Source organism: Cellulomonas fengjieae (assembly GCF_018388465.1).
GTDB classification, from domain to species: Bacteria; Actinomycetota; Actinomycetes; order Actinomycetales; family Cellulomonadaceae; genus Cellulomonas; species Cellulomonas fengjieae.
The window spans coordinates 963,238-976,022 of the sequence record NZ_CP074404.1; the positions used below are offsets into that span (position 1 = coordinate 963,238).

At 70.3% G+C, this 12,785-nt stretch carries 10 protein-coding genes; 7 read left to right on the forward strand and 3 right to left on the reverse strand.

Features of this window, described 5'->3' with window-relative positions; translation table 11 throughout:
- Nucleotide 1 precedes the first annotated feature (1 nt).
- From KG102_RS04420 to ilvD, 6 genes are all read left to right on the forward strand, one after another.
- Nucleotides 2–1,018 (forward strand): carbohydrate ABC transporter permease, encoded by a 1,017-nt coding sequence (locus KG102_RS04420; protein ID WP_208214627.1) that lies wholly within the window; start codon nucleotides 2–4, stop codon nucleotides 1,016–1,018.
- Complete coding sequence (locus tag KG102_RS04425) at nucleotides 1,018–1,905, forward strand: carbohydrate ABC transporter permease (RefSeq protein ID WP_208214626.1); 888 nt, start codon at nucleotides 1,018–1,020, stop codon at nucleotides 1,903–1,905. The genes KG102_RS04420 and KG102_RS04425 overlap by 1 nt, the downstream gene beginning before the upstream one ends.
- Nucleotides 1,906–1,977: 72 nt before the next feature.
- Complete coding sequence (locus KG102_RS04430) at nucleotides 1,978–4,419, forward strand: beta-xylosidase/alpha-l-arabinosidase (protein WP_208289463.1); 2,442 nt, start codon at nucleotides 1,978–1,980, stop codon at nucleotides 4,417–4,419.
- Nucleotides 4,416–5,969 (forward strand): glycoside hydrolase family 43 protein, encoded by a 1,554-nt coding sequence (locus tag KG102_RS04435; RefSeq protein ID WP_208289462.1) that lies wholly within the window; start codon nucleotides 4,416–4,418, stop codon nucleotides 5,967–5,969. The genes KG102_RS04430 and KG102_RS04435 overlap by 4 nt, the downstream gene beginning before the upstream one ends.
- A 103-nt stretch (nucleotides 5,970–6,072) precedes the next feature.
- Nucleotides 6,073–7,071, forward strand: a complete 999-nt coding sequence (locus tag KG102_RS04440; protein ID WP_208214623.1) for a LacI family DNA-binding transcriptional regulator — start codon at nucleotides 6,073–6,075, stop codon at nucleotides 7,069–7,071.
- 68 nt (nucleotides 7,072–7,139) lie between these two features.
- A complete protein-coding gene (gene ilvD, locus KG102_RS04445) occupies nucleotides 7,140–8,870 on the forward strand; it encodes a dihydroxy-acid dehydratase (protein ID WP_208289461.1) in 1,731 nt (576 codons plus the stop codon).
- A gap of 87 nt (nucleotides 8,871–8,957) precedes the next feature.
- On the opposite strand, the gene KG102_RS04450 is transcribed toward ilvD, so the two are convergent.
- Nucleotides 8,958–10,427 carry an MFS transporter gene (locus tag KG102_RS04450; protein WP_208289460.1) on the reverse strand — a complete coding sequence of 490 codons (1,470 nt, stop codon included), beginning with the start codon at nucleotides 10,425–10,427 and terminating at the stop codon, nucleotides 8,958–8,960.
- Between the two features lie 110 nt (nucleotides 10,428–10,537).
- Between KG102_RS04450 and KG102_RS04455 the strand changes: the two genes are divergently transcribed.
- Nucleotides 10,538–10,912 carry a winged helix-turn-helix transcriptional regulator gene (locus KG102_RS04455; protein ID WP_243884290.1) on the forward strand — a complete coding sequence of 125 codons (375 nt, stop codon included), beginning with the start codon at nucleotides 10,538–10,540 and terminating at the stop codon, nucleotides 10,910–10,912.
- A 22-nt stretch (nucleotides 10,913–10,934) separates the two neighbouring features.
- Here the strand turns inward: KG102_RS04455 and KG102_RS04460 are convergent, their stop codons facing one another.
- On the reverse strand, nucleotides 10,935–11,843 hold the full coding sequence (locus KG102_RS04460) for a carbohydrate ABC transporter permease (protein ID WP_208214619.1): 909 nt from the start codon (nucleotides 11,841–11,843) through the stop codon (nucleotides 10,935–10,937).
- Complete coding sequence (locus KG102_RS04465; protein ID WP_243884289.1) at nucleotides 11,843–12,784, reverse strand: carbohydrate ABC transporter permease; 942 nt, start codon at nucleotides 12,782–12,784, stop codon at nucleotides 11,843–11,845. The genes KG102_RS04460 and KG102_RS04465 overlap by 1 nt, the downstream gene beginning before the upstream one ends.
- Between the last annotated feature and the right edge of the window lies 1 nt (nucleotide 12,785).

Here is a 12,785-nt window from a genome sequence, read left to right on the forward strand (position 1 = left end):
CATGAGTGACTCCTTGGGTGAGGGCAACCTCGCCGTGACCTCCTCGCCCGAGGGTTCCTCGGCGGTCGGGGACGGTGCCCACGCGGCACCGTCCCCGGCCCGCCGGACCGCGGGGCCGAACTGGCGCCAGCGCTTCGAGATCACGCTTCTCGCCGGCCCCGCCATCCTGATGTTCGTCACGTTCGTGATGTTCCCCGTCGTCCTGGCGGCGTACTACGGCTTCTTCAAGTGGAAGGGCTTCGGCCCGCCGACCGATTTCGTCGGTCTGCAGAACTACGTCACGATCCTGCAGGACCCGACGTTCCACGACGCCCTGCGGCACAACCTCGTCATCGTCGTGCTGTCCCTGGTCCTGCAGGGACCGGCCGCGGTGCTCCTCGCGCTCCTGCTCAACCAGAAGATGCGCGGGCGCTCGCTGGTGCGGGTGCTGATCTTCGTGCCGTACGTGATCTCCGAGGTCATCGTCGGCACCGGCTGGAGCCTCATGCTCCAGACCAACGGCGCAGTCAACGACCTGCTGGTCAAGATCGGGCTGCCGAGCTGGACGGTCGACTGGTTGTCGGACCCCAAGATCGCCATCTGGTCGCTGATGCTGATCATCACGTGGAAGTACATCGGCTTCGCGGTGATCCTGTTCCTCGCGGGCCTGCAGAGCATCCCGGAGGAGCTCTTCGAGGCCGCGGCGATCGACGGCGCCTCCTACTGGCAGACCCAGCGGCGCATCACCCTGCCGCTGCTCGGCCCGACGATCCGGATCTGGGCGTTCCTGTCGATCATCGGAGCGCTGCAGCTGTTCGACCTCGTCTACATCATCTGGGGCCAGTACGTCGCCGCGACCGCGGGGACGTCGACGATGGCCACCTACATGGTGGTCAACGGCCGCAACGCGGCGAACTACGGCTTCGGCAACGCGGTCGCCCTGATCCTGTTCATCATCTCGCTCATCGTCGCCCTGACCTACCAGCGGTTCGTGCTCAGGCGCGACACCGAGGGTGCTCTCACGGAAGGTAAGAAGTGATGGCGACGATGACCGCGCCCCCGCTGGACCCGACCGCGCCGCGCCCGGCGCGTGAGCGCAACCGGCCGAGCCTGTCCGCGGCGAGCTGGGTGACCTACGTCGTCGCCTTCGCGCTCGTGGGCATCTGCATCGGGCCCGTGCTCTACATCATCCTCGGCGGCTTCCGGACGAACGCCGAGATCACCGTCGACCCGTCGGGGTTCCCGACCACGTGGCAGTTCGTCAACTACGCCGAGGTGCTGCAGAGCTCGACGTTCTGGCGCCAGGTCTCCAACTCGGTGATCTGCGGCATCTTCACGGCCGCCGGTGTGGTCGTCCTGGGTGTGGCGGCCAGCTTCGTGCTCGCCCGGTACAACTTCTCGGGCCGGGCCGCGATGTACTCGCTCTTCGCGGCTGGGCTCATGTTCCCGATGACGGTCGCGATCACGCCGCTGTACATCATGATCCGGGGCCTCGGCCTGAGCGACAGCCTGGCGGGGATCATCCTGCCGCAGATCGCGTTCGGCCTGCCGACGACGATCATCATCCTGGTGCCGTTCCTGCGGGCCATCCCCAAGGAGCTCGAGGAAGCCGCCTCGATCGACGGCGCCAGCCGGCTCGGGTTCTTCTTCCGCATGGTGATCCCGCTGTCCGTCCCGGGCGTCGTGACCGTCGGCATCCTCGCCTTCATCGCGAGCTGGAACAGCTACATGCTCCCGCTGTTCATCCTCAACAACGAGGACATGTACACGCTGCCGCTCGGGGTCCAGGCCTTCGCGTCGCAGTACTCCGTGGACACCGCCCGCGTGCTGGCGTTCACGTCCCTGTCGATGATCCCTGCGCTCCTGTTCTTCACGTTCTTCGAGCGTCGCATCGTCGGTGGCCTCACCGGCGCGGTCAAGGGCTGACCACAGCCGTATCCCGGTCGCGCGCGCGGCGGCACGCGAGTGTCGTCGCCCGCACGGATGCACTCCAATGCCATGACGAAGGAGAAGTACCCCGTGGTCGACGCCGTACCCGCCATGCCTCGCGTGTCCGAGCGCGTGCGCGCGCTGCACGCCCAGATGACGCTCGACGAGAAGCTGGCCCAGCTCGTGGGCTACTGGCTCGACCAGAACGGCACCGTCGCACCGATGCAGTCGGAGATGGCGGCCGGGCAGCCGGCGTCGGCGGAGCTCGGCGAGGTGACGCGCAACGGCCTGGGCCACTACACCCGGGTGTACGGCACCCGCCCCGTCGACCCGGCCGAGCGCGCCGCGTGGCTGTGGGCGGAGCAGCGCCGGCTCAAGCGGGAGACCCGGCTCGGTATCCCCGCCCTGGTGCACGAGGAGTGCCTCACGGGCCTCGCCGCGTGGCAGGCGGCCACCTACCCGACGCCGCTGGCGTGGGGCGCCTCGTTCGACCCCGAGCTCGTGCACGACTCGGCGGTCGCCATCGGCGAGTCGATGCGCCGGCTGGGCATCCACCAGGGCCTGGCCCCGGTGCTCGACGTCATCCGTGACCCGCGCTGGGGTCGGGTCGACGAGTGCATCGGCGAGGACCCGTACCTCGTCGGCACCATCGGCACCGCGTACGTCCGCGGGCTGCAGGAGTCCGGCGTGCACGCCACGCTCAAGCACTTCGTGGGGTACTCCGGCTCCAAGTCGGGGCGCAACCACGCTCCGGTGAGCGCGGGTCCGCGCGAGATCGCGGACGTGTACCTCCCGCCGTTCGAGATGGCGATCCTCGAGGGGGGAGCCAGGTCGGTGATGAACGCGTACGTCGACATCGACGGCGTGCCCATGGCCTCGAGCGTGGAGTACTTCACGTCCATCCTGCGCGAGCGGTGGGGGTTCGACGGCGTCGTGGTCGCGGACTACTTCGCCGTGGCGTTCCTGCACGTCATGCACTCCATCGCCGCGGACCGGGGCGAGGCGGCCGCGCTGGCCCTCGAGGCCGGTATCGACATCGAGCTGCCCACCGGCGACGCCTACCTGGCGCCCCTGGCGGAGCGTGTCCGGTCGGGCGCGCTCGACGAGGGGTTCGTGGACCGGGCCGTCCTGCGAGCGCTCGCGCAGAAGGAGGAGCTTGGCCTGCTCGACCCCGACGCGTTCGAGGACGAGCCGCCGACGGACATCGACCTCGACTCGCCCCACCAGCAGGCGCTCGCACGCCGTCTCGCCGAGGAGTCCGTCGTCCTGCTGACGAACGACGGCGTGCTGCCGCTCAACGGGTGGCCGCAGGCTCCGGCGCGCGTGGCGGTCGTCGGTCCCAACGCGGATCGCGCCGAGGCGCTCATGGGCTGCTACTCGTTCGCCAACCACGTCCTGGCCCACCACCCGGAGCTGCCGCTCGGCTTCGAGATCCCGTCGGTCCTCGAGGGGTTCGAGCAGGCGTTCGCGGGTGCGGGCCTGGACCGTCCGGAGCTGGTCTTCGCCGAGGGCTGCACCGTCGACGGCACGGACACCTCCGGGTTCGCCGAGGCCGTCGCGGCTGCCGAGGGCGCCGACGTCGCCGTCGTGGTCGTCGGTGACCAGGCGGGGCTGTTCGGTCGCGGCACCGTGGGGGAGGGCAACGACGTGGAGTCCCTGGAGCTGCCCGGCGTGCAGCGCGCTCTCGTCGAGGCGCTCGTGGCGACCGGCACGCCGGTGGTCATGGTGATGCTGACCGGCCGCCCCTACGCCGTCGGCTGGGCGCTGGACGGCGACACGCGGCCGGCCGCGGTGCTGCAGGCGTTCTTCCCCGGCGAGGGCGGCGGCCTGGCCGTCGCCGACGTCGTCACCGGTGCGGTGAACCCCTCCGGGCGGCTGCCGGTCTCGATGCCGCGGTCGACCGGCGCGCAGCCCTACTCCTACCTGCATCCCATCCTCGGCGGGCCGTCCGACGTCACGTCGACCGACTCCACGCCCGCGCGGCCGTTCGGCTTCGGGCTGTCGTACACGACGTTCGGCTACTCCGACCTCACCGTGGACCCGACCGTCTGCTCCAGCGGCACGTTCACGGCAGCCGTGACCGTCACCAACACGGGTTCCGTGGCGGGGACCGACGTCGTGCAGCTCTACGGCCACGACGTGCGCGGCTCGATCGCGCGGCCGGTGGCGGCGCTCCTGGGCTACGCGCGCGTCGAGCTGGAGCCGGGCGCCTCGAGCCGGGTGACGTTCGCGGTGCCGACGATGCGTTTTGCATTCTCCGACCGGCGCATGGTGCGGATCGTGGAACCCGGTGACGTCGAGGTCTGGATCGGCTCGCACGCGGCCGCCTCCCGGTCCGGGACGGGCATCAAGGAGTCCACGGGCGGCGTCATCTCCAACGGCCGGGCCACCGAGAACCGCGAGATCCCCGGCACGGCCACCCCGCGGGCGTCGGTCGAGATCACCGGCGACGTGCACGAGGTCACGACGACGGACCCCCGGACGGTGGAGGTCAAGGTCGTCGCCGCGTGAGCCTCGTCGGGAACCCGCTCCTGCCGGGGTGCTACCCGGACCCGTCGATCTGCCGGGTCGGTGAGGACTTCTACCTCGTCACGTCGACCTTCGAGTACTTCCCGGGGCTGCCGGTCTTCCACAGCCGCGACCTGGCCGGCTGGCAGCAGATCGGTCACGTCGTCGACCGGTCCGACCAGCTGGACTACGAGGGCATCGCGTCCTCCGGCGGGTTGTACGCCCCGACGCTGCGGCACCACGACGGTCGCTTCTGGCTCATCTGCACGCTGGTCGACCAGCAGGACGCGACGCGCGGCGGGAACTTTCTGATGACCGCGGAGCACGCGGCCGGGCCGTGGTCGGCGCCGGTGTGGCTGGATGCCGACGGCATCGACCCGTCCCTGTTCTTCGACGACGACGGCCGCGTGTGGGTGCACGGGACGCGGCTGGCACGCGAGCCGCAGTGGCACGACCAGACCGAGGTCTGGGTCAGGGAGCTCGATCCCGTGGCCATGGCCCTCGTCGGGCCGGAGCACGTGGTCTGGAACGGTGCGCTGCGCGACGTCGTCTGGGCCGAGGCCCCGCACCTGTACAAGGTCGACGGTACGTACTACCTCCTCGCCGCCGAGGGCGGCACCGAGTTCCACCACGCCGTCTCGGTGGCCCGGGCGGACGCGGTGACCGGACCGTACGTCGGGAGCAGGGGCAACCCGGTCCTGACCCACCGCCACCTGGGCCGCGGGTCGGAGGTGGTGGGCGTCGGGCACGCCGACCTCGTCGAGGCGTCGGACGGCAGCTGGTGGGCCGTGCTGCTGGGGATGCGTCCGTACGGCGGCTACCACTACAACCTCGGCCGCGAGACGTTCCTGGTCCCCGTCACCTGGGAGGACGGGTGGCCGGTGTTCGCGCCCGGCCGCGGCCGGGTCACCGCCCAGGTCGAGGTGCCGTTCGCGGGGACGCCGAGGCCGGGCCCGGCGCAGGCGACCACGTCGGGCATCGTGGCGCCCGACGACCTGCGCTGGACCTCGCTGCGGGCACCCGCCAGCACGTTCGCGTCGTCGACGGGCGACGGGTGGCGGTTGACGATGCTCCCGAGCAGCCTGCGCGACCCGAGCACGCCGGCGTTCCTCGGGGTGCGCCAGCAGCACGCCGACGTCGACGTGCGCGCCGTCGTCCGGGCCGCCGTGGGCCCGGGGGAGGAGGTCGGTCTCGCGGTGCGGCAGTCGGAGGCCCACCACGTGCGGCTGTACGTGACCGGATCCGGTGCCGAGCGATCGGCAGTCGCCGTGCACCGCCACGCGGGCGTCGAGTCGACGCTCGGGCAGGTCCCGCTGCCGGGTGACGGTGCGGTGGTGCTGGCCGTGCGCGCCCGCGGTCAGGAGTACGCGCTGCTCGCGGGCGTGGACGACGGCGATCCCCTGCCGGTGGCGACCTTCGACGGCCGCGTGCTGGACTCCGTGGCGACCGGGGGGTTCCTCGGCCTGTGGGTCGGCGTGTACGCCACCAGCAACGGCCGACCGACCGGCACGACCGTCCACCTGGACAGGTTCGAGTACCAGCCGACAGGATGAGCACCCGGGCGTTCGGGGACAGGTCCCCGGGAACTGAGATCCGGTGAATCCGCGCCATGGCAAACGTTATCGATAACGTTTTAGTTGCAGTACGCTCTGGCCCATGGGTCCACGGGTGACGATCACCGATGTCGCACGGCGAGCGGGCGTCTCCACCGCGACGGTCTCCAAGGTGATCAACGAGCGCTACGGCGTGGCCAGCGGGACGACGACGCACGTGCAGGCGGTGATCGCGGAGCTCGGCTACGAGTCGAGCCTCGTGGCCCGCAGCCTGCGGTCCCACAAGACCAACGTGATCGGCATCCTCGTCGCCGAGTTCGAGCCGTTCTCCGCCGAGATCCTCAAGGGTGCCTCCATCGGCCTGGGCGACTCCGGCTACGCCCTCCTGGCCTACACCGGCGGCCAGCTGACCGGCGGGGTCGGCTGGGAACGTCGCTACCTGTCCCGGCTCAGCGGCACGCTGATCGACGGTGCGGTCCTGGTGACCCCGACGGTCCTGGAGGCCGGTGCGGGTGTCCCCGTCGTCGCGATCGACCCGCACGCGGGGCCGTCGGGGCTGCCCACCGTGGACTCCGACAGCTTCACCGGCGCCGTCCAGGCGGTCGAGCACCTGCTCGCGCTGGGACACCGCCGGATCGGCTTCATCGGCGGCCGCTCGGACCTCGAGTCCTCCCGGCTGCGCGAGGCCGGCTACCGCAAGGCCCTCACCGACGCCGGCATCCCGGTCGACGCGGGGCTGGTCCGGGCCGGTGACTACCGCAAGGACTCGACGCACGAGCCGGCCCGCGAGCTGCTGACCCTGCCGGAACGGCCGACCGCCATCTTCGCGGCCAACGACCTGTCGGCGATCGGGACGCTCGAGATCGCCCGTGCCCTGGGCCTCGACGTGCCGGGCGAGCTCTCGATCATCGGCTTCGACGACATCCCGGAGTCCGCGCTGACCAACCCGCCGCTCAGCACGGTGCACCAGCCGATCCAGCAGATGGGTGCCGCGGCCATCGCGCTGCTCATCTCGCTCATGGACGGCGCGCCGGTCGAGCAGACCCACATCCAGCTCACGACGTCGCTCGTCGAGCGCGGGTCCACGGCCCCACCGCGCTGACGCGCGCCGCTCGTCCGCAGGGTGACCCTCGCGCAGCCGCGTGCGGACGCAGTCCTACACTCGCAGGCATGACCGTGACGTCCGACAACGCCCCCAGCAGCTCGGCTCCAGCCGTCGACATCAAGCCCCGCTCGCGCACCGTCACCGACGGCCTCGAGGCGACGGCCTCCCGCGGGATGCTGCGTGCCGTCGGCCTCGGCGACGACGACTTCGCGAAGCCGCAGATCGGCGTCGCGAGCTCCTGGAACGAGATCACGCCCTGCAACCTGTCGCTGCAGCGGCTGGCCCAGGCCGCCAAGGCGGGCGTGCACGCCGCCGGCGGCTACCCCCTTGAGTTCGGCACCATCTCGGTGTCCGACGGCATCTCCATGGGCCACGAGGGGATGCACTTCTCGCTCGTGAGCCGCGACATCATCGCGGACTCGGTGGAGACCGTGATGCAGGCCGAGCGCCTCGACGGCTCGGTCCTGCTGGCCGGCTGCGACAAGTCGCTGCCCGGCATGCTCATGGCCGCCGCCCGTCTGGACCTGGCCAGCGTGTTCCTGTACGCCGGGACCATCGCGCCGGGCTGGGTCAAGCTCGAGGACGGCACGGAGAAGGACGTCACGATCATCGACGCGTTCGAGGCGGTGGGCGCCTGCGCCCGCGGGCTCATGAGCCGCGGGGACGTCGACCGCATCGAGCGCGCCATCTGCCCCGGCGAGGGCGCCTGCGGCGGCATGTACACCGCGAACACGATGGCGTCGGTGGCCGAGGCGATCGGCATGTCGATCCCCGGTTCGGCCGCGCCGCCGTCGGCCGACCGCCGCCGCGACGCCTACGCGCACAAGTCCGGCGAGGCCGTCGTGGAGATGCTGCGCCGGGGCATCACCGCTCGCCAGATCATGACCAAGGAGGCGTTCGAGAACGCGATCGCCGTCGTCATGGCGTTCGGCGGCTCGACCAACGCGGTCCTGCACCTGCTGGCCATCGCGCACGAGGCCGAGGTGGACCTCACGCTCGCCGACTTCTCCCGCGTCGCGGCCAAGGTCCCGCACCTGGGCGACCTCAAGCCGTTCGGCCGCTACGTCATGAACGACATCGACCGCATCGGCGGCGTGCCCGTCGTGATGAAGGCTCTGCTGGACGCGGGCCTGCTGCACGGGGACTGCCTGACGGTCACCGGCAGGACGGTCGCGGAGAACCTGGCCGACGTGAACCCGCCGGACCCGGACGGCAAGATCCTGCGCGCGCTCGACAACCCGATCCACAAGACGGGTGGCATCACGATCCTGCACGGCTCGCTGGCGCCCGAGGGTGCCGTGGTGAAGTCCGCCGGGTTCGACTCGGACGTGTTCGAGGGGACCGCGCGCGTGTTCGACCGGGAGCGCTCGGCGATGGACGCGCTGGAGGACGGCACGATCGTCGCCGGTGACGTCGTGGTCATCCGCTACGAGGGGCCCAAGGGTGGCCCGGGCATGCGCGAGATGCTCGCCATCACCGGCGCGATCAAGGGCGCCGGCCTGGGCAAGGACGTCCTGCTGCTCACCGACGGCCGGTTCTCGGGCGGCACCACGGGTCTGTGCGTGGGGCACGTCGCCCCCGAGGCCGTCGACGCCGGACCGATCGCGTTCGTCAAGGACGGTGACCGGATCCGGCTCGACGTCGCGAACGAGACGCTCGACCTGCTGGTCTCCGACGAGGAGCTCGAGGCGCGCAAGGTCGGCTGGGCGCCGCTGCCTCCCACGTACACCCGCGGCGTGCTCGCCAAGTACGCGAAGCTCGTCCAGTCGGCGTCGAAGGGCGCCGTCCTGATCTGAGCGAACGGCCCGGTCCCGCGAGGGCCGGGCCGTTCGTCGTCCTACGGGCACCGGCCACCGCCGTCGTCGAGGTGGCCAGGGACCAGGTCAGTGGGAGCTGCCGACGCACTCACGAGGACCGGTCTCTCGTGCCTCACGCTGGTGCGCCGATGGCCCGCCCGGGCGGTCGAGTCGGTTCGGGCGCGCGACGACGACGGCCGCGACCCCGAGCAGCCCCATGCCGAGCGGCACCCAGAGAGCCGTCCGGTAGGCCGCCATCGGCGCGCCGCCCGCCTCCGCAACGACGGTCAGCGCTGCGCTGGCCGCGGCGAGCCCGAGAGCGGCGCCGAACTGGAAGGAGGTGTACAGGATGCCGCTGGTCAGACCCTGGTCCTCGTCGGCGACGTCGTCGGTCGCGGCGATCGTCAACGGCCCGTAGGCGAAGGTGAAGGCCAGGCCGAGGGCGAGGAAGCTCGGGAACATCATCGCGTAGGTCCAGTCCGGGGCCACGGGCAGGAACAGGGCATAGGACACCACCGCGAGCGCGAGTCCTCCGATCGCCACGGGCCAGGTGCCGTACCGGGAGACGAGTCTCGGCGTCAGCGTCGGGGCGAGGAGTGCGTCGATCGCGAGCACCAGCATCGCGAGAGCCGTCTGCAGTGCCGTCCAGCCGCGGAGCTCCTGGAGATAGAGCACCACGATGAACTGGAACCCCGCGAAGCCGGCCGCCAGCGAGGCCGCGCCGAGGTAGGCCCGGAGCAGCGGGCGGGACCGGAGGAACACCTTCGGGATGAGGGGGAACGGAGCCCGCCGCTGCCGCGCGCCGAACGCGACGATGGCAGCGGCTGCACCCGTGGCCGCGACGACGACCACCGGCCCGAGCCCGTGTGCCGCCTGCTCGACCGTGAGCACCGTCAGCACGATCCCGGCGGTCAGCAGCACCGCGCCGGGCACGTCGAACGGGGTGCGGTCCAGATCGGTGCTGTCGCGCGGGAGGAGTGCCAGTCCGGCGATGAGGATGACGACGCCGAGCGTGACCGGCGCGAAGAACACCCAGCGCCAGCCGATCGCCGTGAGCAGCCCTCCGGCTATCAGGCCAAGCGAGAACCCCGCGGCACCGATCCCGGCGTAGATGAGGACGGCGCGGTTGCGCGCGGCGCCCATGGCGAAGCCGGTGCTGATGATGGCCAGCCCCGCGGGCATCATGAACGCCGCCGTGATCCCGGTCGCGAACCGTGCGACGACCAGCATCCAGCCCTCGTCGGCGAGGCCGCCCGACATCGAGAACGCGATGAACACCGCCAGCGCGGCCAGGAAGACACGTCGGCGTCCGAATCGATCGCCGATCCGACCGCCGAGAATCATGAACCCTCCGTAGGCGATCACGTACCCGCTGAGGATCCACTGGAGCTCGGTCGTCTCGAGGACGAGGTCCGCGCGGATGGCAGGCAGCGCGATGTTGAACATCGCGATGTCGATGCCCTCCAGGAACGCGGCGCCGCACAGGGTGATGAGCAGCAGGATTCCTCGTCCGCGCAGCTGCATGCCGGCTGACGCCGACGTGGTGGTCTGGGTCACGGCGCTCCTCAGGTCGGTTACTTCTTGTGCCTGATCGGATCGTCGGTCATCCTGGCCTCATGGCGGAAGTACGCACTTCGGAGTACGCCGGTTCCTGCGAAGTAACCGACATGCCGAACGACCCCTTCCAGTGGGACCGTCGCGAGGACTGCGAGGTGCGGCAGATCCTCGATCGGATCGCCGACAAGTGGTCATTGCTGGCCATGGCACTGCTCGAGAACGGCACGCTCCGGTTCACGGAGCTCCTCCGACTCGTCGACGGGGTGAGTCAGCGGATGCTCACCGTGACGTTGCGCCAGCTGGAGCGTGACGGCCTGGTCTCCCGGACCGTGCACCCGGTCGTGCCGCCGCGGGTCGAGTACTCGCTCACGGACCTGGGTCGCAGCCTGAACGGCACCGTCCGCGAGCTCGTGACGTGGACTGAGTCGCACCAGGCCGACATCGCCGCGGCGCGCGCACGGTACGACGCATCCATCGCGCCCTGAGCCCCGGCGCGGCTGCCGATGGCTACTTGATCGACCCCCGCGTGACCCCGGAGATCACCCACCGCTGGGCGAAGATGTAGACGATCAGCAGGGGCGCCATCGCCATGAGGTAGGAGGAGAACGCCACCGTGTAGTCGGTGTTGAACTGGCCCTGGAAGACGTACTGCGCCAGGGGCAGCGTCCGCGCCCCGGGGTCCGTCAGCACGACGAGCGGCATGATGAAGTCGTTCCAGGCCCAGACGCACGTGAGGATGCCCACCGTCGCGTTCATCGGCGCCAGCAGCGGGAAGATGATCTGCCGGAACACCCGCCACGTCGAGGCGCCGTCGACCCTCGCCGCCTCCTCGAGCTCGATCGGGATCGAGCGGATGTAGGCGGTGTAGATGAAGATGTTCAGCGACAGCCCGTAGATCGTGTAGAGCACGATCAGCCCCGCCTGATTGTCCAGGCCGAGGAGCGCCGTCTGCTTCACCAGGGGAAGCATGATGATCGGGAACGGGATGAACAGGGCTGCCAGCAGGTAGAAGAAGACGCCCTTGAAGAACAGCCGGTCCATGTTCCGTGCCAGCGCGTACGCGACGACCGAGCTGGTCAGCAGCGTGAGGACGACGGACCCGATGGTGATCATCGCCGTGTTCATGAGCGCCTGCGGGAACCTGGTCCGGTCCCACGCCTCCGCGAAGTTCCCCCAGTCCACGGGGTTCGGCCACTCGAAGCCGGTGCCGGACAGCAGCTGGTCGGGCGTCTTGAGCGCCACGACCACGGCCAGGTAGAGCGGGACCAGGATCGTGAGCGAGCACACGGCGATCAGTGCGGTCACCCACCAGTTGATCCTGCGGGTGTCGTCGTCGGCGGTCTTCCTGCGCCGCCGCCGCGGGCGGTCGGGGAGGACGGGCTCGGCCTGGCCGAGCACGGTTCCGGCGGTGGTCATCAGAATTCCGCCTCTCTGCTCTGGAGGACCCGGAACTGGACGAGCGAGACCACGGTGATGACGACGAAGAAGATCACCGCGTTCGCGGTCTGGTAGGCGAACTCGCCCCCCGAGAACCCGCCGCGGAAGATCAGCAGCGTGACGGACTCCGTCGCGGTCCCGGGGCCGCCGTTCGTGAGGGCGACGATGGGGTCGAACACCTGCAGGAAGCTCTTCAGGCTCAGGACCACGTTGATCGTGAAGAAGGCGCTGATCAGCGGGAACGTGATGCTGGTGAACTGCTTCCACGGCTTGGCACCGTCCAGCGACGCCGCCTCGTACATCTCGCGCGGGATCGTCTGCAGCCCGGCCAGGTAGATGATGATCGCGAAGGCGCAGGCCTGCCAGACGGCCAGGGCGACGATCGCGGTCCACGCCCAGGTCTCGTTGGTGAGGATGTTGTCGGCGAAGAGCGGGATGCCCGACAGGATCTTGGGCAGCGAGTTCGAGAAGATGAACTGGAAGACGTAGCCGATGACGAGGATCGCCAGGACGTACGGCACGAAGTAGACGCCGCGCCAGAAGTCGCGCGCGAGGATCTTGGCGTTCAGACCGAGCGCGATGGCCAACGAGATCAGGTTGGTCAGCACGGTCGCGGTGACCGCGAACAGGAACGAGAACCCGTACGCCTGCAGCACCCGGTCGTCGCGGAACAGGTTGACGTAGTTGGACACCCCGACGAAGTTCCAGGCGCCGTAGCCGGCGTAGTTGGTGAGGCTGAAGAAGATGCCGACCAGCACCGGGAGGGTGTGGAACAGGAAGAACGCGATGACCGCGGGCCAGACCATCCAGTAGAACGTGGACTGCGCGCGGTCCCGCTTGCCGCGTCGCGCGGTGGTGGTACCGGCCCGCCCGGCCCCGCGCGCCGCGGGCAGGGGCATCGCCTGCGTGGAGGACGTCATC

Coding starts and splice junctions, on each gene's coding strand:
- KG102_RS04420 (WP_208214627.1), top strand. CDS start 2: ATGAGTGACTCCTTGGGTGAGGGCAACCTCGCCGTGACCTCCTCGCCC.
- KG102_RS04425 (WP_208214626.1), top strand. CDS start 1,018: ATGGCGACGATGACCGCGCCCCCGCTGGACCCGACCGCGCCGCGCCCG.
- KG102_RS04430 (WP_208289463.1), top strand. CDS start 1,978: ATGACGAAGGAGAAGTACCCCGTGGTCGACGCCGTACCCGCCATGCCT.
- KG102_RS04440 (WP_208214623.1), top strand. CDS start 6,073: ATGGGTCCACGGGTGACGATCACCGATGTCGCACGGCGAGCGGGCGTC.
- ilvD (WP_208289461.1), top strand. CDS start 7,140: ATGACCGTGACGTCCGACAACGCCCCCAGCAGCTCGGCTCCAGCCGTC.
- KG102_RS04455 (WP_243884290.1), top strand. CDS start 10,538: ATGCCGAACGACCCCTTCCAGTGGGACCGTCGCGAGGACTGCGAGGTG.
- KG102_RS04460 (WP_208214619.1), bottom strand. CDS start 11,843: ATGACCACCGCCGGAACCGTGCTCGGCCAGGCCGAGCCCGTCCTCCCC.
- KG102_RS04465 (WP_243884289.1), bottom strand. CDS start 12,784: ATGACGTCCTCCACGCAGGCGATGCCCCTGCCCGCGGCGCGCGGGGCC.